Source organism: Hyalangium minutum (genome assembly GCF_000737315.1).
Classification (GTDB): Bacteria; Myxococcota; Myxococcia; order Myxococcales; family Myxococcaceae; genus Hyalangium; species Hyalangium minutum.
On record NZ_JMCB01000004.1, the window covers coordinates 382,137 to 403,549 of the forward strand.

General features: G+C 67.9%; 16 protein-coding genes. 8 read left to right on the plus strand and 8 right to left on the minus strand.

Annotation, left to right across the window (positions count from 1 at the left end; translation table 11 throughout):
* Positions 1–145: 145 nt before the first annotated feature.
* The gene (locus tag DB31_RS12955) at positions 146–1,687 is read right to left on the minus strand and encodes a methyl-accepting chemotaxis protein (RefSeq protein ID WP_063769218.1); all 1,542 of its coding nucleotides are present in this window, start codon (positions 1,685–1,687) and stop codon (positions 146–148) included.
* A gap of 323 nt (positions 1,688–2,010) precedes the next feature.
* Between DB31_RS12955 and DB31_RS12960 the strand changes: the two genes are divergently transcribed.
* Entirely contained in the window at positions 2,011–2,706 is a 696-nt protein-coding gene (locus DB31_RS12960; protein WP_044187274.1) for a hydrolase, read from the plus strand.
* 78 nt (positions 2,707–2,784) lie between these two features.
* Positions 2,785–4,611, plus strand: a complete 1,827-nt coding sequence (locus DB31_RS12965) for an amidohydrolase (protein ID WP_052419919.1) — start codon at positions 2,785–2,787, stop codon at positions 4,609–4,611.
* Between the two features lie 64 nt (positions 4,612–4,675).
* Here the strand turns inward: DB31_RS12965 and DB31_RS44750 are convergent, their stop codons facing one another.
* The 3 genes from DB31_RS44750 to DB31_RS12980 form a co-directional block, all read right to left on the minus strand.
* Positions 4,676–6,403, minus strand: coding sequence for a VWA domain-containing protein (locus tag DB31_RS44750; RefSeq protein ID WP_052419920.1), 1,728 nt, complete (start codon positions 6,401–6,403; stop codon positions 4,676–4,678).
* Positions 6,400–7,950: an AAA family ATPase gene (locus tag DB31_RS12975; RefSeq protein WP_044186912.1), complete on the minus strand. Its 1,551-nt coding sequence runs from the start codon at positions 7,948–7,950 to the stop codon at positions 6,400–6,402. The genes DB31_RS44750 and DB31_RS12975 overlap by 4 nt, the downstream gene beginning before the upstream one ends.
* A 122-nt stretch (positions 7,951–8,072) precedes the next feature.
* On the minus strand, positions 8,073–9,281 hold the full coding sequence (locus tag DB31_RS12980) for a hypothetical protein (protein WP_240486668.1): 1,209 nt from the start codon (positions 9,279–9,281) through the stop codon (positions 8,073–8,075).
* A gap of 74 nt (positions 9,282–9,355) precedes the next feature.
* Between DB31_RS12980 and lpdA the strand changes: the two genes are divergently transcribed.
* Positions 9,356–10,753: a dihydrolipoyl dehydrogenase gene (lpdA, locus tag DB31_RS12985; protein ID WP_044186917.1), complete on the plus strand. Its 1,398-nt coding sequence runs from the start codon at positions 9,356–9,358 to the stop codon at positions 10,751–10,753.
* On the opposite strand, the gene DB31_RS12990 is transcribed toward lpdA, so the two are convergent.
* On the minus strand, positions 10,735–11,529 hold the full coding sequence (locus DB31_RS12990; protein WP_240486669.1) for a DUF72 domain-containing protein: 795 nt from the start codon (positions 11,527–11,529) through the stop codon (positions 10,735–10,737). The two genes, lpdA and DB31_RS12990, sit on opposite strands and share 19 nt — an antisense overlap.
* 146 nt (positions 11,530–11,675) lie before the next feature.
* On the opposite strand from DB31_RS12990, the gene lipA reads away from it, so the two are divergent.
* Genes lipA through lipB form a run of 4 tightly spaced genes read left to right on the plus strand, consistent with a single transcriptional unit; the run spans position 11,676 to position 16,817 of the window.
* Positions 11,676–12,605, plus strand: coding sequence for a lipoyl synthase (lipA, locus tag DB31_RS12995; RefSeq protein ID WP_044186920.1), 930 nt, complete (start codon positions 11,676–11,678; stop codon positions 12,603–12,605).
* Positions 12,606–12,647: 42 nt separating this feature from the next.
* Positions 12,648–13,904: a dihydrolipoamide acetyltransferase family protein gene (locus DB31_RS13000; protein WP_044186922.1), complete on the plus strand. Its 1,257-nt coding sequence runs from the start codon at positions 12,648–12,650 to the stop codon at positions 13,902–13,904.
* A 52-nt stretch (positions 13,905–13,956) separates the two neighbouring features.
* On the plus strand, positions 13,957–15,735 hold the full coding sequence (locus DB31_RS51230; RefSeq protein ID WP_052419921.1) for a ClpX C4-type zinc finger protein: 1,779 nt from the start codon (positions 13,957–13,959) through the stop codon (positions 15,733–15,735).
* Entirely contained in the window at positions 15,732–16,817 is a 1,086-nt protein-coding gene (lipB, locus tag DB31_RS13010) for a lipoyl(octanoyl) transferase LipB (RefSeq protein WP_044186925.1), read from the plus strand. Before DB31_RS51230 ends, lipB begins: the two co-directional genes overlap by 4 nt.
* Here the strand turns inward: lipB and DB31_RS13015 are convergent, their stop codons facing one another.
* The 3 genes from DB31_RS13015 to DB31_RS13025 form a co-directional block, all read right to left on the minus strand.
* Positions 16,818–17,678 carry an MBL fold metallo-hydrolase gene (locus DB31_RS13015; protein ID WP_044186929.1) on the minus strand — a complete coding sequence of 287 codons (861 nt, stop codon included), beginning with the start codon at positions 17,676–17,678 and terminating at the stop codon, positions 16,818–16,820.
* Between the two features lie 58 nt (positions 17,679–17,736).
* Entirely contained in the window at positions 17,737–18,411 is a 675-nt protein-coding gene (gene ribA / locus DB31_RS13020; RefSeq protein WP_044187286.1) for a GTP cyclohydrolase II, read from the minus strand.
* 111 nt (positions 18,412–18,522) lie between these two features.
* Complete coding sequence (locus tag DB31_RS13025; RefSeq protein ID WP_044186931.1) at positions 18,523–19,755, minus strand: molybdopterin molybdotransferase MoeA; 1,233 nt, start codon at positions 19,753–19,755, stop codon at positions 18,523–18,525.
* Between the two features lie 162 nt (positions 19,756–19,917).
* Between DB31_RS13025 and DB31_RS13030 the strand changes: the two genes are divergently transcribed.
* Positions 19,918–21,339 (plus strand): protease inhibitor I42 family protein, encoded by a 1,422-nt coding sequence (locus DB31_RS13030; protein ID WP_044186933.1) that lies wholly within the window; start codon positions 19,918–19,920, stop codon positions 21,337–21,339.
* The last annotated feature ends 74 nt before the right edge of the window (positions 21,340–21,413 follow it).

A 21,413-nucleotide genomic window follows, 5' to 3' on the forward strand; every position in this document is an offset into this window, starting at 1 on the left:
TCCTGGGTAGGCACGCTAACAGACCCCCCAGCGAGGGGGGTAGCGTCGTGCTCTGCGTCTCTCTTTTCCGTCCCGCCCCAATGTCCCGACTACCGGCAGGGTGCCGCGCCCGGCTCCGGCTTCCGTTGCAAGGCTCCGGGCTCGCTCATGAAGCTGCTTGCTCGGGGGAGGGGGGCTCGGAGCCGAGACGGAAGAAGTCCATCGTCTGCTTGAGGGTGTCGGCCTGGGAGGCCAGCTCCTCCGCTGTGCTGGACAGCTCTTCAGCCGCTGCGGCGTTGCGCTGGGTCACCTGGTCAATCTGGAGCATGGACTGGCTGATCTGCGTGGCGCCTGTGGCCTGCTCCGCGCAGGCGGTCGAGACCTCCTTCATGAGCCCAGCGGTCCTCTGAATGGAGGGGACCAGCGTGGCCAGGTGCTTGCCGGAGCGATCGGCGATCTTCAGGCTGGAGCTGGCGAGCGTTTCAATCTCCAGGGTTGCCTTCTGGCTGCGCTCCGACAGCTTGCGCACCTCCGAAGCGACCACGGCGAAGCCCCGGCCGTGCTCTCCCGCGCGTGCCGCCTCGATGGCGGCATTCAGAGCCAGCAGGTGGGTTTGGTACGCAATCTCTTCGACGAGGGAGATCTGCGCGACGATGGAGGTCATCGCCTGGATGGTGTTCTCGACCGCTTGGCCACTCTGCTCGGCATCTCGGGCTCCGCTGAGCGCCAGCTGCTCCAGCTGTTGACTGGTCTTGGCGGTGCGATCACTGGAGAGGCTGATCTGTTGGACGTTGTGACTGGTCTCTTCCACCGACGAGGCCTGGGTGTTTGTGCCCTGGGAGAGCGTCTGGGCGGCCGAGGAGACCTGCTCGGACGCCGAGGCCAGCGCCATCGACGCGGATCGTGCCTCGCCGAGGACACCGGCGAATTTCCGGACCATCTCCTTCAGGCTCATCATCATCTGCGCCGGCTCATCCCGGCCCTGCGGGGTGATGGGGACGCTCAAGTCCCCCGCGGCCAACTGGTGGGTGATCGTCACCGCCTGAGCGATGGGCTGGGTGATACTCCGGGCCAGTACCAGAGAGAGCAGCATGGCAAGCGGCACGCCCAAGGCTCCGCCCCCGAGCAGCATTCCATACATCTGAGCCGCCAAGGCATCGGTCTGCGCGCGCCGCTGCTTGAGGAGTTCGAACTCCTCCGCTTCGAGCTCAGCTTCGATGGACCTCATTTGATCCATGAAGTGCTTGCCCTTGGCGGCGCGCACCTGCTCGATCAGCTTGGAGAGTTCAGCCCGGCCCTCGCTCACGTCCTTGCGCAAGGCGAGCATGGGCTCGAGGTAGTTGTTCAACCAGGCCTCGTTGAGGGCCTGGAGCCGCTGGAGCCGCTCTTGCTGGCGCGGGTTGTCCGACGTCAGGTGCCGAGCCTGGGCCAGATGTTCGTCGAATGTGCTGCGCCCTTCGCGCAGCGGCTCGAGGAACTCCTCCGCACCGGTCAGGAGGAAGCCACGCTCACCGGTCTCCCGGTCCACCAGGCTCTTCATCATCCCACGCAGCTCGAGCAGGACCTCGAAGGAGTGGAGGTCCAGCACTCTGGCCTGCTGTAAGCGGGCGAAGCTCAGGTACGAAGCCGAGACCAGGGCCAGCAGGATCAACACCATGAGGCCGAAACCGGCCTGCAGCTTGCGCGCGATGCTCATGTTCTGAAGCATGGAGCCCCATGTACGTCAGAGGCCCCGGCTTGGGTAATGCACGGCGTGTCCCAGGACGCCCCGGAGAATGGGGCCGGTGGGTTGGTTCTCAAATTGAATCCAATGTCTTCTCAAAAAGAGAGTGTTCTTGGGGTGGGTTCTCGTAAAAACAGGGGGTTGAGCCGGGAGAGAAGCTGGCCAGGACCTTGCTTTAAGGGTTGGTGTCCCGAGCGGCGAGACCCGCTGGCTCGGGATGAAGACCCGAACGAGAGCGGCTTCGCGCCGCGGGAGGAACCACCATGTCTCATGCCCCACGTAGTGCCTTGGTCCTGGCTCTGACGCTGATGTCGACGGTCGCGCTCGCGCAAGCGAAGCAGGGCGGCCCCAAGCCCAGCGCCAAGCTGCTGACGCCGCAGAACTCCGCGCTGATCCTCATCGATCACCAGCCGCAGATGTCGTTCGCGGTCTCCAGCATCGACCGCCAGTCCTTGGTGAACAACACGGTGGGCCTGGCCAAGGCGGCCAAGGCCTTCAAGGTGCCCACCCTCCTGACCACGGTGGCGGAGAAGAGCTTCAGTGGCCCCATCTTCCCGGAGGTCCAGGCGGTGTTCCCGGACCAGAAGCCCATCGACCGCACGTCGATGAACGCGTGGGAGGACAAGGCCTTCTACGACGCGGTGAAGAAGACCAACCGCAAGAAGCTGGTGATCGCGGCGCTGTGGACTGAGGTCTGCCTGGTGATGCCGGTGCTGAGCGCGCTGGACGAGGGCTATGAGGTCTACATCGTGACGGACGCCTCGGGTGGCACGAGCAAGGAGGCGCACGACATGGCGGTGGCGCGGATGATCCAGGCGGGTGCGCAGCCGGTGACCTGGATGCAGGTGCTGCTCGAGTACCAGCGCGACTGGGCGCGCGGCGAGACGTACGCGGCCACCACCGGAATCGCCATGGAGCACGGCGGCGCGTATGGCACGGGCATCCGCTACGCCAAGGGCATGTTTGGCGCCAGCGAGGGCAAGACCAGCGAGGTCACCAAGTAATTCTGGTAGCACCTGAAGGGCGGCGCGCGAAGGGAGCACTCCCGGCGCGCGCCGCCCGTGTTTTTCGGAGGACTTTCCATGTTGAAGAACCACAAGCCCCTGCGGGGGATGGTGTCAGGGCTCATCTGCCTCGGAGTGATGGCGTGCGCCGCACGAGAGGTCCGGCCTGCGGCGGGAGAGACGGCGGAGCTCATCATCACGAACGGCAAGGTGACGACGCTGGACGCGGCCCACCCGGAGGTGAGCGCGCTGGCGGTGAAGGAAGGGCGCATCCTCGCCGTAGGAGACGATGCCCAGATCAAGGCGCTGGCGGGGCCCTCCACGCGGAGGGTCGATGCGGGAGGGCGGCGGGTGATTCCGGGGCTCAACGACAGCCACAACCACGTCATCCGCGGTGGACTCAACTACACGCTGGAGCTGCGCTGGGACGGGGTGCGGAGCCTGAAGCGCGCGCTGGAGATGCTGCGCGAGCAGGCGGCGCGGACGCCGAAGGGCCAGTGGGTGCGGGTGGTGGGCGGCTGGACGGAGTTCCAGTTCGAGGAGCGGCGCATGCCCACGCTGGAGGAAATCAACGCGGCGACGGGAGACACGCCGGCCTTCATCCTCAACCTCTACAACCAGGCCTTCGTGAACCAGGCGGCCGTGGCGGCGCTCGGGTGGGACGCGAAGACGCCGAACCCTCCGGGCGGAGAGATTCAGCGCGGCGCGGACGGCCGCCCTACGGGGCTGCTGCTGGCGAAGCCGGACGCGCTCATCCTCTATTCCACGCTGGCGCGAGCGCCGAAGCTGACGCGCGAGGAGCAGCTCAACTCCACGCGCCACTTCTTGCGCGAGTACAACCGGTTCGGCCTGACCAGCGCCATCGACGCAGGCGGAGGCGGGCAGAACTTCCCGGACGACTACAGCGTCATCGAGGAGGTGGCGGACAAGGGCGAGCTGACGCTGCGCATCTCCTATTACCTCTTCGCGCAGAAGCGGGGGCAGGAACTGGCGGACTACCAGCGCTGGGTGGGGATGACGAAGCCGGGGACGGCCAAGGGGCTGCTGCGCCCCAATGGCTACCTGATGGCCGGAGGCGGAGAGAACCTGGTGTGGGCGGCGGCGGACTTCGAGAACTTCCTGGAGGAGCGTCCGGAGCTGAAGCCCGGGATGGAGGCGGAGCTGAAGCCCATCATTTCGCTGCTGGTGAAGAACCGCTGGCCGTTCCGCATCCACGGCACGTATGACGAGTCCATCCGCCGCTTCCTGGACGTGTTCGAGGCGGTGAACCGGGAGACGCCATTTGACGGGCTGCGGTGGGCGATCGACCACGGAGAGACGCTCACGCCCGAGACGCTGGCGCGGGTGAAAGCGCTGGGAGGCGGGGTGGCCATCCAGAGCCGAATGACGATGCAAGGCGAATACTTCGTGCGCCGCTACGGAGCGAAGGCCGCGGAGGAGGCCCCGCCGGTGCGCAAGATGCTGGAGCTGGGAGTGCCGGTGGGAGCGGGAACGGACGCCACACGGGTGGACACGTACAACCCCTGGGTGGCGCTCTCGTGGATGACCACGGGCCGGACCGAGGGCGGGTTGGTGCTCACGCCGCCGGAGAAGCGGCTCAGCCGCCAGCAAGCGCTGGAGCTCTACACGGTGGGCAGTGCGTGGTTCTCGGGTGAGGAGAAGGAGAAGGGACGGCTGGCGCCGGGCCAGCTCGCGGACTTCGCCATCCTCTCGGAGGACTACCTCTCGGTGCCCGAGGAGCGCATCCGCGGCATCGAGTCAGTGCTCACCGTGGTGGACGGCAAGCCCGTGTACGGGGCGGGGGAGTACGCCGCGCTGTCGCCCGCGCTGCCTCTGGTGCTTCCGGAGTGGAGCCCGGTGACCCGCTTCGGAGGCTACGCCTCGGGAACGCAGCGCGCGCCCTGAGCCCCGGGCCCCTTCTTCACCGTCTATCCCCGAGGGGCCTCACGAGGTCCCTCGGGCTTCCAGCTCATCTGCGCTTCTTTCGCGAAGTGGGGGCTGCGGGCGGAGTGTGGGCTGGGGGAAGCTTGATCGAGGCGTCCAGGAATGCCTGCCAATCGGTGAAGCGGTGCAGCGGCGAGCAGATGGAGGCCATGGCCGCTCCTGGGCCCGAGCCAATGAGCACGCCGTGAGATCGCAGGCCCTTGCGTGCGGAGGCACGGGTGAGCAAGTCCCGTGTCTCTGCGGGGACTTCGAACTCCCCATCGCTGACGAGCAGGAGATCCGCCCGTCCCCACCCCTCGGCGTCGAGCCTGGCCACTGCCCTGGACAGGGGGGCCGTGACATCGGTGCCTCCAGAGAAGCTCTGGGTTAGGAAGGCCATCAGCCGCGCCAGCCCCTGCTCAGTCAGGGACAGCTCGTGCTCTGCCACATCCCCTGGGCCACTAAATGCGTATAGGTAGCAGGGGCGTTTCTCGTTGAAGCCGACGCGCGTGGCCTCCAGGACGAGCGCCTTGGCCACGAGCTCGGGAGTGCCCTTCATGGAGCCCGAGGTATCGAGGCAGACGAGAATGGGGCCTCGGGTCTCGGCGGGCCGAGGGCGCTGGTGCGCCTCTCCGGCCTCGGTCTCCATCTGGACGCGCTCCAGGTCCGTCCCTTCGACCCGATAGGTCAGCAGGGTCCGCTCGGAGCGGCGGGCATGCCAGAGCAACCTCAACGTAGGATGGCCGAGCAAGGCGGCCTCCACTGGGAGCATGCGCTGCACATCCCCCGAGCGCTCCAGGCCTCGAGTCTCGGAGCGGGCCAGCGGACTGCGCACCTCCCGGCGCTCCTCGATCACTCTCTGGACCGGGCCGATGATCGTCTCCATGACGGGAGGCACCTTGGGATCCAGGGAGGTCCGCATGCGGCCGAGCACCTGGATGAGCTCCTTCAATTGGGGGAGCTGCTCCAGCAGTCTTCGCAGCCGGACCACCTCCATCCATCCTTGAGAGCGAAGCAGCCCTCGCGCCAGATCCCAGCCACGGCCCAGGAGCATGGCGAGCTCCCCAAACACATCTTCCATTTCGGCCCAGAGCCGGACGCGTTCCTCCCATGCTGTGCGGAGCCTCTGGCGGATGGCTTCCTGGAGCTGTTGGTCGGCGAGCCGTGCGGCCTCGGCCTTGAGGTCCGCGAGGGTCTTCTTGTCCAACACCTCCTCAACCGGCTTGGGTTCCGCCGCGGCCGCTGGCGGCCCCGCTGGACCGGAGCCTTGTCCGGAGGCGCCAGAGGAGGAGGAGGAAGCAGTGGCGCCATGTTGCGCACCGCCCTGCCGCGTTCCGCGAGGAGGGGGTTGCGCGGCGGGAGCCTGGGGGGACGCCTTCTTGCGGCGGGCGCGCTCCTGCTCCTGCAACTGTGCGAACTGAAGTGCCTCCCACTCGGCGCGCCGGAGGGCACCCGTGGATGCCGCCTCGAGCACGTCGAGCAGCAAGGCTTCGACCAGGGCCTTCTCGCCCCGGCAGAAGTGGGGCAGCCGGAGCGACGTGAGCTCTTGGTGGAGGAGCTCCGCGGTGGGCCGGTCGGGCCACTTGAGTCCCTCCAGGGGAGGGAGCCCACCGGCCATGAGGGCATCGTGCCATTGGAGAAGTCCCTGAACACGCTGCTCCAATGTGCCGTGGAGATGGGTGGCGGCGGCGTGGAAGAGGGCTTCGGGCAGCCGGTCGAGCAGCGAGTACCGTTGTTCCAGCGCTCCCGCGTCGAAGCCCTCCTGGGGGCTCAAGCGGAACTCCGAGGGAGTGCGAGGAACCCTGAGCGCAGGTTCTTCAGCCGCTCGACAAGCCGGTTCGCGTGCTCTTGCCGCTGCTCCAGGTTGGCACGCGCGGGCTTGGAGAACCCGGGAGCAATCCACAGGTGGTCCTCCACGATCGCCGTCACCGATTTGATTTGAGCCTCCACCCCGCGGCGGTACTGCGTGAGCTCTTCGGAGAGTTCATCCACCTGCCGGACGCGGCCATCGATGTGGACTGGGGAGTAGCGGGTGGGCTCCATCATGGGAAGGAGGCTGTAGGGCTCGAAGTAGAAGTTGTTCTCGTCGGCGAGGTAGCTCTCGGCCCTTTGGGAACTGCTGCTGTAGTAGCCGTACTGGTCTCGGATGGAGGACGTGATTTCCTCCCGCGTCATGCCCTTACCGCCCATGGTCCGGTCCGTGTGTCTGTCCGCGGGAGCCAGGAAGAGGGCTTGCTTGTCCGAGTTGGTCTTGCGCCGGTGGCCCTTCTGCTGCAAGACCGGCTTGCCTTTCTCGTCAGAGAAGAGCAGCTGGCCCTGCTCGTCTCTGGCTTGCGAGCGGGACTGTTTCTCGAGTTCCAGCTGCTTCTCGAGGGCGCCCACCAGCTTGGTGAAGCGTTCAGGCTCCGCTGCGGACGCCGTTCCCAGGCGCGCTTGGTACCAGTCGAAGATCGCCTCACGCTGTTCAGGCAGCTCCCAGGTGCAGTGCTGGAGTAGCCACGCGTCCCAGACAGACACCTCTGTTCGGCCGTGGCTCAGCGCGGAGACCTGGAGCAGGTAGACGATCTTTCGCCACCGCCGGTCGGACACCGCGATCTGCTGCCCTTCGAGGAATGCGCGCAGGGCCTTGAGGAGCGCCTTCACTTCTGGAGGGACAACGACCGTGGAGGCTGCCGCGCGGAACTCCTCGAGTTCGGCCCGTGTGAGGAGCAGCTCCTGCTTCGGCTGGATGGGCTGGGTGCCGCGAAGGTCCAGCAAGGCGTCGAACCCCTCGGCGGAGACGGGCGGAACCCGGCAGCGCAGCAGGAAGCGGTCATAGAGGGCGTGCAGCTCCTCGCCGTCCGGCAGCTCGTTGCTCGCTCCGACGACGCAGATGAGGGGCGTGCGGACGCGCTCCGTGCCATTGTCGAACTCGCGCTCATTGAGCAGGGTCAGCAGCGAGTTGAGGATGGCGCTGTTGGCTTTGAAGATCTCGTCCAGGAAGGCGAAGGCCGCGGACGGAAGGTACCCCCCGGTCTGCCGGTGGTAGCGGTCTTCCTCGAGCGCTTTGATCGACAAGGGCCCGAACAGCTCCTCAGGCACCGTGAAGCGCGTCAGCAGCCGCTCGAAGAGCGGCGCATCCTGGAACGCGAGTTTCAACCTTCGTGCCAGCTCGCTCTTGGCCGTTCCCGGAGGGCCCACCAGCAGGAGGTGCTCCCCAGCCAGCGCTGCAAGCAAAGCAAGCCTGATGGGTGTCGCGCGCTCGATGAGACCGGTGGCCAGACTGTCTCGCAATGAGGCCAGTCGGGGCTTCATGGACGCGTCGGGCTGCGGGTTTCGCATGGAGGCTCCGGCGATGAGGACAGGAGCCTGGGATGTCCCCAGGCCCGTGCGGACGCAGCAGACGCGAGCCCCTTGCGGAAAGCAACGGGCGCCCGTTCATGGCTGGGGTGCCTCTCACCCCGTTATGGCGTGCCTCGGGCCTCCAACTCGTAGAAGGAGATCCTCGGCACCTCGGGGAAGACGCTGAGCGCCTCCACATTCAGCAGAGGCTCCGGCACCGTGCAGGTCTCCCACTGGCCCGTGCCCTTGAAGTGGCACACCGTAGGGTTCACGAAGAACGTGCCCCGCTCCGGGTCTTTCAGCCCCAGCCCCGGCGGCGTCCGGACGATGGCTCGCAGCGACCCTGGGCCCTTCGCCAGGATGCGCACCAGGTTCAACTCCTTCAGCGGCGGGTCGAACTGCGCGCGCAACGCTCCATCCGCCTCCCAGCGCGGGGTGACACCGTTGCCCAGGTCCACTCCGCTCCGCTCCTTCCCATCGAACGCGTGGCGCCCAGCCTCCGCGCCCGTGACTTCCTTGGGCGCCACGAGCGGAAACCTCTCAAGAGGAGTGCTCCCCGCATCCCGAGGCGTCCCGCCATCCTGAGGCGCGACCACGGCCGCAGGCGTCGCCAGGGAGCGGAGGTTGCCTGCGGTCGTCCCTCGCTGAAGCACCACGGCATTCACCAGCCATGCAGGCAGGTACCCAGCCTTGGCGCAAACGGGCGCAAGCTCGGTGACGAGGGGCGGATGCTCCGGCGCCACCTTGCCACCCGTCGTCGCCGCAGGCACGAGCGCGGTGACGGCCAGAGCCGTGCACGCGGCCTCGATGCCAGGGCCCGCGTTCTCCAGATTCCAGCGCACCTCCGAAGGCTCCAGCTTGCGGCCGGGCTGTCCCCCCTGCAGCGACCGGACGACGAGGGCGGCACAGGTGTTGGCCTCGGCTGGGCACTTCTGGCACAAGGCCTGGAGCAGCTCTCGCCCCGGAGTAGGCTGGGGCGTCAGCGGAGCCCGGGCATCCAGCGCCGAGCCCAGCTCGCAGGCCCGGGCCGGAGGCTGGGCGCAGGTGTCCAGCGAGCGCCGGGCCCCGGCGAGCGCGCCGCTGTCCGCCGGGTTGCGCACGACGCCGTCCAGCGCCCGCTCGAGCGCCTTGCACCCCTGCGTCGCGCCAGGGGAGGGCGTTTTCGAGCCCTCGGAGGGGGAGGCCACATCCACCTGCATGCCTGGCGCCGAGGCGGCAGGGGCCTTCCTGGGCTCCGATTCCCGGGGCTTGTGGGAGATGATCCACAGGCGCACGAAGGCCGCGAGCGCCAGCAGCATGAGCAGAAGGGTTCGGAGAGGAAAGCGGCGCAAATGCAAACTCCTTGATTCCCACCGTGAGCGGGGGTTATCAGCCCCCGCGGGGTTCTACCTGAACGGAGGCGTTCGTGGCTGAGACGTTCGATGTGGTGATCATCGGTTCTGGACCGGGCGGTTACGTGGGGGCCATCCGGGCTGCCCAGCTGGGCCTGAAGACGGCCATCATCGAGAAGGACAAGCGGCTGGGCGGCACCTGCCTCCACCGCGGCTGCATCCCCACCAAGTCCCTGCTCTGGACGGCGGAGCTGTTCCACCACATCCACGAGGCCTCCAAGTTCGGCATCGATGTGGCCAGCCCCACCATCAACTGGGCCAACGCCCAGAAGCACAAGCAGGACGTCGTCACGAAGGGTGCCAACGGCATCGACTTCCTGATGAAGAAGAACAAGATCTCCGTGTTCAAGGGCCACGGCCGCATTGCCGGCAAGGGCAAGGTGGAGGTGACGGGCGAGGACGGCGCCAAGCAGACGCTGGACACCAAGAACATCATCATCGCCACCGGCTCGGTGCCCAAGTCCCTGCCCAACGTGCAGGTGGACCACAAGCGGGTGCTGAACAGTGACTCCATCCTGCTCATTGACCGCATCCCCAAGAGCCTGATCGTCATCGGCGCGGGCGCGGTGGGCTGCGAGTTCGCCTCCGTGTTCAACCACGTGGGCAGCCAGGTCGCCATCGTGGAGTACATGCCGAACCTGCTGCCCATCGAGGACATCGACGCCTCGAAGGAGCTGGAGAAGCACTTCAAGAAGCGGAAGATCGATCTGCACACCGGCGCCAAGGTGGAGAAGGTGGAGCACACCGCCACGGGCGTGAAGGTGACGATGACGGTGGGCAGCGAGACCAAGACGATCGAGGCCGAGCTGCTGCTGTCCGCGGTGGGCCGCTCGCCGGTGACCGAGGACATCGGCCTGAAGCAGACGAACATCCAGGCGGACCGGGGCTTCATCAAGGTGGACCAAATGATGCGGACCACGGAGGCCAACGTGTACGCCATTGGCGACGTGGTCCCCACGGCCATGCTGGCGCACGTGGCCAGCGCCGAGTGCGTCCTCGCGGTGGAGCACATCGCTGGGAAGAATCCGCAGCCCATCAACTATGACTTGGTGCCGTCGGCCACGTACTGCTACCCCGAGGTGGCCTCGGTGGGCCTCACGGAGAAGAAGGCCAAGGAGCGCGGCTACGACGTGAAGACGGGCATCTTCCCGTTCAGCGCCATCACCAAGGCCTCCATCTCCAACGAGGCGGCCGGCATGATCAAGGTGGTCTCCGACAAGAAGTACGACGAGGTGCTGGGCATCCACCTGGTGGGCCCGCACGCCACGGAGCTGCTCGCGGAGGCCTGCGTGGCGCTGCGCCTGGAGATCACCACCGAGGAGCTCGCGCACACGATGCACGCGCACCCGACGCTCTCCGAGATCGTCAAGGAAGGCGCCGAGGCGGCGCTGGGTCACCCGATCCACATCTGATCGGATCCCGGCTGCGCTGCTGGCAGGTGGATGGGCTCGCCGAGCAGATCGGCGAGCTCGAACGCATCCAGCAGCGCGTGCCCCTGTAAGTCGTTGTTGAAGTAGACCCAGGCGGTGAAGCCCTCGCGCCGCCAGCCGGCGAGATCCTGCGCCACGGTGTGCAGCGCCTTGCGGCCGTAGAGCCCCGAGTACTTGGACGACGTGCCGTGGAAGCGCAGGTAGCGCCAGCCTCCCGTGACGAACGGTGGAGGCACCGGGCACAGATCGTGCTCACAGACGGCCGCGCCCCACGCGTCCAGCACCTCCAGCACCTCCGGGTGGTACCAGGCCGCGTCGCGGAACTCGAAGGCGTGGTGCACGTCGTGGGGCAGGTGGCAGAGGAACCGGTCCAGCCGTTCCGGGTCCGGGTGCTTCATCTGCGGCGGCAGCTGCCAGAGCACCGGCCCCAGCTTGGAGCCCAGGCGTGAGATGGGCTCGAAGAAGCGCTCCAGCCCCAGCCCCACATCCGTCAGCCGCTTCATGTGCGTCAGGAAGCGGCTGCCCTTGCACGCGAAGAGGAAGCCCTCAGGCGTTTGCTCGCGCCACGCGTCCACGGCCTCCGGGGTGGGCAGGCAGTAGAAGGTGTTGTTCAGCTCCACGGTGGAGAACACGCGGGCGTAGTAGGGGAGCCACTGCTTGGCAGGCAGCTTGGGTGGGTAGAAGATCCCCTTCCAGTGCTTGTACACATAGCCGCTGGTGCCCAGGTGGATGCGCCCCATGCGGGACAAGCTGGACATGGCCTCAGGGTGCAGCAGTGCCGCCGGTGAGCCCGGCCGTTAAGCAAAACAGGACGATCCAGAAGCCGTTGTCACAGGTGACGCCCCGCGTTAGTGGCTTCACGCTTGACCCTGCTTTTGACCCCACCCTAGAAGGCCCGCGACCCATGGCGACTCCCGATCGGTTTCCTCTTCCCCAGGTCCCCGAGAGCACTCGTAAACCCGAGTGGTTGAAGGTGCGCTTGCCCCACGGAGAGGGCTACGAACGGGTGAAGGCCATCGTTCGCCGCACCAAGCTCTCCACCGTCTGCGAAGAGGCCCGCTGCCCGAACATCGCCGAGTGCTGGGGCGGTGGCACCGCCACGGTGATGCTGATGGGCGAGGTGTGCACCCGCGCCTGCCGCTTCTGCCACGTGAAGGTGGGCGCGCCTCCGCCGCTGGACCCGATGGAGCCCATCCACCTGGCCCAGGCCGTCAAGGAGATGGCGCTCGAGTACATCGTCGTGACGTCCGTGAACCGCGATGACCGGCCGGACGGCGGCGCCAGCCACTTCGCCTCGGCCATCCGCGAGCTGCGCCGCGAGTCACCGAAGACGATCGTCGAGGTGCTCATCCCCGACTTCAAGGGCGTGGAGAAGGACCTGACCACGGTGGCCGAGGCCCGCCCGCACGTGGTGGCCCACAACGTGGAGACGGTGGAGCGCCTCACGCCCACGGTGCGCGACCGGCGCGCCGGGTACCGCCAGTCGCTGCGCGTGCTCGAGTACCTGAAGAAGCGCCCCGAGGGCCTCTACACCAAGAGCTCGGTGATGGTGGGCCTGGGCGAGACGGACGCCGAGCTGGAGCAGACCTTCAAGGATCTGCGCGAGGCGGGCGTGGACGTGCTGACGCTGGGCCAGTACCTGCAGCCCTCGCAGTACCACCTGCGCGTGGAGCGCTTCGTCACGCCGGCGCAGTTCGAGGAGTACAAGAAGCTGGCCGAGTCCTACGGCTTCCTCTACGTGGCCAGCGGCCCGCTGGTCCGGTCCAGCTACCGCGCCGCCGAGTTCTTCATGAAGGGCCTGATGGAGCGCGAGCGCCTGGAGCGCATCGGCTAGCCCTCTTCACCCCGCCTCACGAAAGACGGACCCACGACCCCCATGGCTCTCTTTGAATTCAAGCTCCCCGATCTCGGCGAAGGCGTGATGGAGGGCGAGCTCGTCAAGTGGCACGTGAAGGAAGGCGACTCGGTCAAGGAGGACCAGACGATCGCCGAGGTGATGACCGACAAGGCCACCGTCACCGTGCCCAGCCCGAAGGCCGGCCGCGTCGTGAAGACGCACGGCAAGGAGGGCGAGATGGCCAAGGTTCACCAGCTCCTCATCACGCTCGACGTGGAGGGCGCCGCCCCCGCTCAGGCCGAGGGCCCTCCGGCGGCTCAGCCTGTGGCAGCGGCTGCGGCGGCTCCGGCGGCGGCTTCGAATGGGGCGGGTGCGTCGTCCAAGGTGCTGGCCACGCCGCTCACCCGGCGCATGGCGCGCGAGCACGGGCTGAACCTCGCGGAGATCGCGGGCTCCGGTTCGCAGGGCCGTGTGACGAAGGCGGATGTCGTGGCGGCCCTGGAAGGCCGGACGACGTCCAACGTGGTCTCCCAGGCTCCCGCTGTGCAGGTGCGTCCCTCGGCGGCTCCGGTGGCCTCGGGCCGTGGGGACGAGCGCGTCCCGCTGCGCGGCCTCCGCAAGAAGATCGCGGAGAAGATGGTGCGGTCGAAGTTCACGATGCCGCACTTCGCCTTCGTGGAGGAGGTGGATGGGAGCGATCTCGTGGCGCTGCGCAAGCGCCTCAACTCGCAGCTGAAGAGCGCGGGCGAGGACATCAAGCTCACCTTCCTCCCGTTCATCGTGAAGGCGGTGATCGCCGCGCTGAAGAAGTACCCGCACCTCAACGCCAACTTCGACGAGACCACGCAGGAGCTGGTCGTCCGGGGCGAGTACAACATCGGCATCGCGGCGCAGACGCCGGACGGGCTCACCGTGGCGGTGGTGCGCAACGCGGACCGGCTCACGCTGCGCGAGCTGGCGCAGGAGATCTCCCGGCTGGGGACGGCGGCCCGCGAGCGCAAGCTGAAGATGGAGGAGCTGACGGGCGGCACCTTCACCATCACGTCGCTCGGGCAGAGCGGTGGCCTGTTCGCCACGCCGATCATCAACCACCCCGAGGTGGGCATCCTCGGCGTGCACAAGCTGCGCAAGCGCCCCGTGGTGGACAAGAACGACCAGATCGTCGTGCGCGAGATGATGAACCTCTCGCTGTCGTGCGATCACCGCGTCATCGACGGCTCCGTGGCGGCCGAGTTCGTGTACGAGGTCATCAAGTACCTCGAGCAGCCGGACATGCTGTTCCTGGCCATGGCCTAGGCGCGGCGTTTCCGGTTGAGCGGTCGGGCCGGGAGGAGGTTACGCTGCTCCCATGTCCAATCCTCGAGAACACATCCGTGCCGCCCAGGCCGCGGAGCTGAGGGGAGACAAGCCGGGCGCCATCGCCGAGCTGCGCCGGGCGTCTGCGCTCTACCGGCGTGCGGGCAACCCCGCCCGGGCCATCCAGCTCCTGCGCCATGCTCAATCCCTGGACCCGTCCCGGGAGGACGTGGCCGCGGAGCTGCGCAGGGTTGAGGGGCTCGCGGTGCCCTCGCTCCAGCAGACCTTGCCGGGGGAAGAGTCCGAGGCCTCGGAAGGGGCGGTCGTGCTGGAGTTGAGGCCGGCCCCGGACGAGCTGACCGAGCGCCAGCGGCTCATCGAGGAGGCCCTGCGCCAGGCCTCCGGCTCGGAGGAGGGCGGCCCTTCCCAGGAGGAGGGGGCGCGCTGGCAGGTGGAGGCGCCGCCAGGAGGCGGTCTCCAGCCCGTGGATATCCAGGAAGCGAGCCGCCGGGCGTTCGAGTGGGCCCGCAAGCACCTCCAGGACCAAGAGGAGCGGGCGCCGCGCGAGTGGTCGGTCGAGGAGGAAGAGGGCACCTCCGGCGGGCTTGAGATGCGTCCCGTCGAGGAGCCCGAGCCCCAGGCCAATGCCACCCACGAAGGCCACGTTCACCTCCGGGCCCGCCCGGCGGACGTGGGGCTGGAAGTGAAGGCCCTCGTCGCGCAGGACATGACGGCGCTGGTCGCAGAGGTCATCTCCCCCACGGCCGCCTCCGAGGAAGCCCCACAAGGGTACAGGCTGTCCCCTGGTGATTTCCGCGCTTACGAGGAGCAGGTCTCGCCCTCGGCCCATGAAGAACCTCCGGCGAGGAATGAGGCCCGCTCCGAGGAGCGAGCCCTGATCGAGCGAGGCCCCACCCGGGCGGATCCCGCGATCGATGCGTGGTGCTCGTTCTGCTGCCGCCCTCGGGCGGAGGTAGGCGAGCTGGTCGCGGGGCCCACGGGCTCCTTCATCTGCGCCACGTGCGTGGGCGAGTCCAGCGGGTTGCTCGGCCTGGAGGAGGCGGCACCCGGGCGTGCTCGGCCTTCGCGCCGGAAGGAGACGCAAGCGGAGGTGGCCGGGCTCGTGGGCCAACAGGAGGCCCGTGAGCTGTTAGAGCGGGCGCTTCAGGTGGGCGCGCGGCGGGTGTTGGTGGTCGGACCCGTGGGGACGGGCAAGTCCGCCTGGTTCCGGCAACTGGAGCGCCAGGAACGCGGGACGCTCATGACGCTCGAGACGCTGGAGCAGGGCGCCGGAGGCCCGGTGGTGCTCGTGGAGAATGTGGATCGGCTCTCGCCCGAGGCGCAGGAGCGGCTCAGCTCCTTTCTGGCGCGGCATCCGGAGCGGACGGTGCTGATGAGCGCGAGAGGCTCCCTCGGTGCGCCGAAGCTCCTGCTTCAAGGAGCGGAGGGAAGCCTCCCAGTGCTCAGCACCCGCGCATTGAGCGAGGGCGTGCTCAACTCGGTTTCGGTGTCGTTGCTCGAGCAGATCCAGCTGGCGATCCCGCTCCAGGTTCCCACCCGGGAGGAGTTCATGGAGATCGCCCGGCAGTTGCTGGGGCCGAGGGCTCCGCTGCTGGCCCTGTCGGACGACCTCCTGGCCGCGATCGCCTCGGAGGCCGCGGTCTCGCCTCGCGCCGGGCATGAGCTGCTCGCCCTGCTGGCGCGGGTGCCCGAGGGCTCGTGGAGCCTCGTGACGGCAGGGAAGGGGACGGCAGCCCAGAAGAAGAAGAAGTCAGCACCGAAGCCCAAGGCCAGGTCGGCCGGGCGCGGACGGCGGAAGGGGACGAAGTGAGCACGCTCACGGTCTACAGGCTCGGCCGCGTGGAGTACGAAGACGGCCTCGCGCTCATGCAGCGCTTCACGGATGCGCGGAAGCAGGAGCTTGTCGGCGACGCGCTGCTGTTGCTGGAGCACCCGCCTGTCCTGACGCTCGGGCGCGGCGCGAAGCGGGAGAACATCGTCGCCTCCGACGAGCGGCTGGCCACCGAGGGCGTGGAGATCTTCGAGACCAACCGCGGCGGCGACGTCACCTACCACGGTCCCGGGCAAGTGGTGGGCTACCCCATCTTCCTGCTGCCCCAGCACCGCCAGGACGTGCGCCGCTACGTGCGCGACGTGGAGTCCTGCATCATCCAGACGCTGGCCGAGTACGGGCTCACCACGGGCACCATCCCCAAGTGGCCCGGCGTGTGGATCGGCAGGGAGGGCGCTCCGGACGCCCGGAAGATCGCCGCCATTGGCATCCACATCTCCCGCTGGCTCACGACGCACGGGTTCGCGCTGAACGTGAACACGCACCTGCCGCACTTCCAGCTCATCGTCCCGTGCGGCATCCGCGAGGCGGGCGTCACCTCCATGCAGAAGGAGCTGGGCCACATCGTCTCCGTGCCGGACGTGGAGGAGACGCTGGCCCGCCACTTCACCACCGTCTTCGAGAGCGAGCGCCGCACCGGAGAAGTCTCCATGCGCACGGTGAGCATCGCCGTGGTGCGAGGGCAGGGGCCTCAGGCGCGCGTGCTCGTGGTGCGCCGCACCGCCGAGCGCGGAGGCTTCTGGCAGACGATCACCGGCCGCGTGGAGCCGGGCGAAACCCCCGAGCAGGCCGCTGCCCGCGAGCTGGCGGAGGAGGCGGGCCTGAGCCTGCCGGTGCGTCCGCTGAACTACCGCCATGCGTTCGCGCTGGGCGAGCTGCTGCCTCCGAAGCTGGTGGAGGAGACGGCCTTCGCCGCGTGGCTCCCGGAGGGCCAGGAGGTGAAGCTCGGGCCCGAGCACGACGCCCACGAGTGGCTGGAGCCTTCCGCCGCGCTGCAGCGCCTGCCGTTCAAGGGGCTGCGCGAGGGCGTGAAGCGGGCGCTCGCTTCCATCGAGCGCTGACTAGAGCTTCAGCGTCATGTCCTCCCGGGCCGCGATGGCCTCGGGGCGGTGCTTGCGCACCTGGCGCAGCAGCTTGTCCATCGCCGCGTCATCGCGCGTGGGATCATGGTGGAAGAGCACCAGCGTCTTCGCCTGGCACGCGTCCGCGGCGCGGATCGCGGCCTGCCACGTGGAGTGGCCCCAGCCCGTGCGCGGCGACCCGTGGCGCCCACAGTACTCGTCCTCGGTGTACATCGAGTCGTAGATGAGCAGGTCCGTGCCCTTGGCGAACTCGAAGAAGCGCTCCTCGTCCCGGCCGTGCTCGATGTCCGTGGCGTACACCACCGTGCGGCCCTCGCACTCCACGCGGTAGCCCAGGTTGCCGCCCGGGTGGTACAGCTCCACCGTGGTGATGTTCGCCGGGCCCACCTTCAGCGCCTCGCCCGACTGGATGTCGTGATAGCTCAGCTTCGCCTTGAACACGCCCTCGGCCGTCACCGGGAAGTACGGCTGCGTCATCTGCCCCGACAGGATCTCCTTCACCGACTGCCCATTGCGCGCGGCACCGTAGAACGTGAAGGTGTTCTGCGGCACGAAGATGGGCGTGAAGAACGGCAGGCCCTGCAGGTGATCGTAGTGGTAGTGCGACAGGAACACGGACGCCTCTACCGGCGTGCCCTTCGCGAGCAGGCTATCGCCCAGCGGCCGCACGCCCGTGCCCAGATCGAAGATCAGCAGTGAGTCGCCGACCTGCATCTCCACGCACGGCGTGTTGCCGCCGTACTTCCGCGTCTGCGGGCCTGGAGCTGGAATGGAACCTCGCACGCCCCAGAACCGGACGTGGAAGTGCGTCTTGGCCGCTGTGCTCTTGGACCCCTTCAACGCAGCCTGAAGCCGGTGCGCAGACTCGCGCGCACGGAACTTCCGCAGCGGCTTGTCCTCAGCCGGCTTTTGCTTCGCTGTCTTCTTCCTCGGCGAAGAGCTCAATCAGGTGCCCCGTGCGCTCGCGCTTGGTCTTCAGGTATCCGACGTTATGCGGATTGTGCTCGGTCCGGGAAGGGATTCGACGCCGTACAGGAATGCCTTCCTCCACCAGCCCCGCGATCTTCAACGGATTGTTCGTGATCAGGTCCACGGACCGCACATCCAGGGACCGGAGCATCTCCGCTGCAATATCATAGCTGCGAAGATCGTCCGCGAAACCCAATTGCCGATTGGCCTCGTAGGTGTCGTACCCCTTGGCCTGGAGCGCGTAGGCCTTGATCTTGTTGCCCAGGCCGATCCCCCGGCCCTCCTGACGCAGGTACAGGACGACCCCCACCCCCGCCTGGGTGACGAAGTCCAGGGCCCGGTCCAGCTGCTGGCGGCAGTCGCACTTGAGGCTGCCGAAAACTTCGGAGGTCAGGCACTCGGAGTGAACCCGGACGGGGACGCCTTCCTTGCCGGCCACCTGCCCGACGACCAGCGCGACGTGCTCCCGCCCGTTACGCCGGTCGCGGAAGACCACCGTCTTCATCTCCCCCCGCTCTGTCGGGATGTCCGCCTCGGAGTACCGCTCCAGGTTCTGGAGCGGCTTTCGCGAGGGGAGGACTTGAGGTGGACGCGTGTCGGACATGGTGAACTGTTCTCCCATGAGGGAAACCCCTTTTCGAGGTCAAAGGGGTCTCAAGTCAAGCTAGCCCTGCCTGGTCTCAGGGGATCGATGTTGCAGAAACCCTGACGTTCCTCAGGCCGTCCACGAAACAGGCAAGAGGGCCACATTCACTCCATGAGCCAGGCTGTTGGACTCCTGCGGGAAGTGTAGCAGGTGGGTCGCCGAAGCGGCCGAGCGCAAGGCTCCGGACGTCTGGGTGGCGAGCGGCCGGGCCCACAGCTCGCCGTCCCGCCATGACGCCGCTACACGGATGTAGTGTGCCAGCCCAGGAGCCTTGCGCAGCTCGCCATCGAGCCGGCCGGGCACCCGCGGCGGCTCCACGTCCACGTGCCCCTGCAGGCGCCGGAGCACCGGGCGGACGAACAGCTCGAAGGTGACCAGCGAGGAGGTCGGGTTACCGGGCAGTCCGAAGTAGAGGGTGCCGCCGCGCCGGCCCACGACCAGCGGCTTGCCGGGCTTGATGGCCACGCGCCAGAAGTTCAGCTCCACCCCCTGCTCCTGGAGGGCGGCCTTCACGAAGTCCTTCTCGCCCACGGAGACGCCCGCGCTGCTGATCACCACGTCGAAGCTCTGGGCGTCCGCCAGCCGTGCGGACACCTCCTCCTGGGTGTCCCGGGCGATGCCCAGCAGCGTCGGCAGGCCCCCGGCCCGCATCACCGCCAGCGCCAGCGAGGGAGCATTGGTGTCGACGATCCGGCCCTCGGGAGCCTCGTCGGCCCGGCACAGCTCGTCGCCCGTGGAGAGGATGGCCACCCGGGGGCGGCGGGGCACGGGCACCGTCATCATTCCCTGGGCGATGATCAGTCCCAGCTCCGGGATGCCCAGCGGCGTACCCTGGGTCAGCAGGGGAGTTCCGGCTCGGGCGTCCTCGCCTCGAGGACGGACGAAGTTGCTCGCCGACACGGCCTCGAGGATCTCCACGGAGGGACCCTCGGGGCTTTGGACGGGCTGGGTGCGCTCCTGCATCACCACCGCGTCCGCCCCCGGAGGCAGCGGCGCGCCCGTCATGATCCGGGCGCAGGTGCCGGGGCGCACCTCGATGCGAGGCGTACTCCCCGCGTGGATTGTCTCTCCTACAGCGAGCCGGACGGGCAGGGGGCCGGTGAGGTCGGCACTGCGCACCGCGTAACCGTCCATGGCCGAGTTGTCCCACGGCGGCAGCGTCCGCTGCGCAATGAGCTCCGCGCCCAGCGCCCGCCCGAGGGCCTCCTCCAGACGTACCCACTCTGGGGGAAGAGGGGTGGCCAGGGCGAGCGCTCGGGCTCGCGCGTCCTCGACCGGTAGCAACTCGGATCCAGCGCTCATGCGGAAGCACTGAGATCGAAGTCTCTAGGAATTTCAAGAGTTTGTTTGACAGTCCAGCTGATCATCGTTACAAGCGAACGAGATCGCGTGACACGCTCCCCATGTGGAGAGATCCGCCAACCCGTTGGAATAACTCGGGTTATTCCTAAGGAGACAGCGTCGATGGCCAAGCCCAAGTCTGGGGCCAAGAAGGCGACGCCCGCTGCCAAGAAGGACAAGGCGGCGCGGCTGGAGCTGTTGAAGAACGCGAGCGAGCGGGTGGCGAAAGCGGCGACGAAGGTGGCCAAGGCCGTGAAGGAGAAGGTGGCGGAAGTGGCGAAGGGGAAGGCTCCGGCGAAGGCTGCGTCCAAGGCGCCCAAGGGAGCCACGCCCAAGTCCGCGGAGGCCAAGTCTGAGGCGAAGGCCGAGCCCAAGTCTGAGGCGAAGGCCGAGCCCAAGACGGAGGCCAAGGCAAAGACTGCCAAGGCGGAGGCCGCTCCCAAGGCTGAGAAGGCCGAGAAGGCTGAGAAGGCTGAGAAGGCCGAGACCCCCAAGGCGGCCAAGGGCGCCACGGGCAAGGGCAAGGCGGCGGCGGCGGCTCCGGCGGCTCCGCCCCTAGAGAAGCCCCGTCCCCGCGCCACCAAGCTTCCTCCCGTGGGCAGCTCGTTGACCAAGCGCGAGATGGAGCAGCTGCTGTCCGCGGGCGAGGGCCGCGGCGTGTACGGCGAGGGCAGCCTCAAGGGCCGGCTCGCCGTGACGGACGGCATGCCGTACCTGGTGGTGGTGGGCCGGGACAAGCGCGAGCTGACCTTCCTGCTGCAGGGCCCGGATCAGGAAGTGCTCCCTGCGTACATGGACCACAAGGTCTCCGTGAGCGGGCTGATCCGCAAGACGACGAACTACGGCGGCACGGTGGACGTGCGGAAGTACTCGGCGAAGAAGCCCGAGGCCGAGGCGCCTTCGGCTCCGGTGGAGACCGAGGCCAAGCTGCGCTACCTGTCCCCGGGCGAGACGTCCATGGTGACCAACGCCGGCATGGGCGCGGGCATCAAGGGCTTTGCGTCGCTGCGCGGCAGCCTGGAGATGACGGGCGAGGACTTCGTGCTCGTGGTCTCCAACGGTGGTACCCGGCAGCAGGTGTCCTTCATCCTCGAGGGCAAGGGCACCAAGGGGATGCGCAAGTACGTGGGCCAGCAGCTGTTCCTCACCGGCGTGGTGGAGAAGTCCTCCGGCTGGGGCGGCAAAGTGGTGGTCGAGAACTTCGAGCCCCGTCCCACCGAGGCCCGCGTCTCGCGCGAGGACATGGAGATCGTCCACGTGGAGGGCGAGGTGCCCACGTCGGTGGATGTCAGGCTGAACCACGGCCTCACCGTCCGGCTGCAGGAGCAACCCGGCTTCACGTGGGCCATCGAGCCCACTGCCGCCAAGCGCGTAGGCCTGCGCGAGGCACGGTTCGAGCCGGGCGAGGGCAACGCGGGAACGCGCGAGTTCTTCTTCACGCCGCGCAACCCTGGCACCTCGGAGCTCGAGTTCTTCCTCGCCAAGGCCTTTACTCCGGGCGCCGTCGAGCGCTCGTTCAAGATCACCGTCACGGTCAAGCCCTGAGGGGCTGGCTCGGACCCAGAGCAGGCCAGGGAGCAGCCCTGGCCGCTTCGGGGGTTCTCGTCCAGCGCGCCAAG

Excerpts from the sequence above, each read along its gene's own strand:
- DB31_RS12955 (WP_063769218.1), bottom strand. The coding sequence starts at position 1,687 with ATGCTTCAGAACATGAGCATCGCGCGCAAGCTGCAGGCCGGTTTCGGC.
- DB31_RS12960 (WP_044187274.1), top strand. The coding sequence starts at position 2,011 with ATGTCGACGGTCGCGCTCGCGCAAGCGAAGCAGGGCGGCCCCAAGCCC.
- DB31_RS12965 (WP_052419919.1), top strand. The coding sequence starts at position 2,785 with ATGTTGAAGAACCACAAGCCCCTGCGGGGGATGGTGTCAGGGCTCATC.
- DB31_RS12975 (WP_044186912.1), bottom strand. The coding sequence starts at position 7,950 with ATGCGAAACCCGCAGCCCGACGCGTCCATGAAGCCCCGACTGGCCTCA.
- DB31_RS12990 (WP_240486669.1), bottom strand. The coding sequence starts at position 11,529 with ATGTCCAGCTTGTCCCGCATGGGGCGCATCCACCTGGGCACCAGCGGC.
- lipA (WP_044186920.1), top strand. The coding sequence starts at position 11,676 with ATGGCGACTCCCGATCGGTTTCCTCTTCCCCAGGTCCCCGAGAGCACT.
- DB31_RS13000 (WP_044186922.1), top strand. The coding sequence starts at position 12,648 with ATGGCTCTCTTTGAATTCAAGCTCCCCGATCTCGGCGAAGGCGTGATG.
- DB31_RS51230 (WP_052419921.1), top strand. The coding sequence starts at position 13,957 with ATGTCCAATCCTCGAGAACACATCCGTGCCGCCCAGGCCGCGGAGCTG.
- ribA (WP_044187286.1), bottom strand. The coding sequence starts at position 18,411 with ATGTCCGACACGCGTCCACCTCAAGTCCTCCCCTCGCGAAAGCCGCTC.
- DB31_RS13025 (WP_044186931.1), bottom strand. The coding sequence starts at position 19,755 with ATGAGCGCTGGATCCGAGTTGCTACCGGTCGAGGACGCGCGAGCCCGA.
- DB31_RS13030 (WP_044186933.1), top strand. The coding sequence starts at position 19,918 with ATGGCCAAGCCCAAGTCTGGGGCCAAGAAGGCGACGCCCGCTGCCAAG.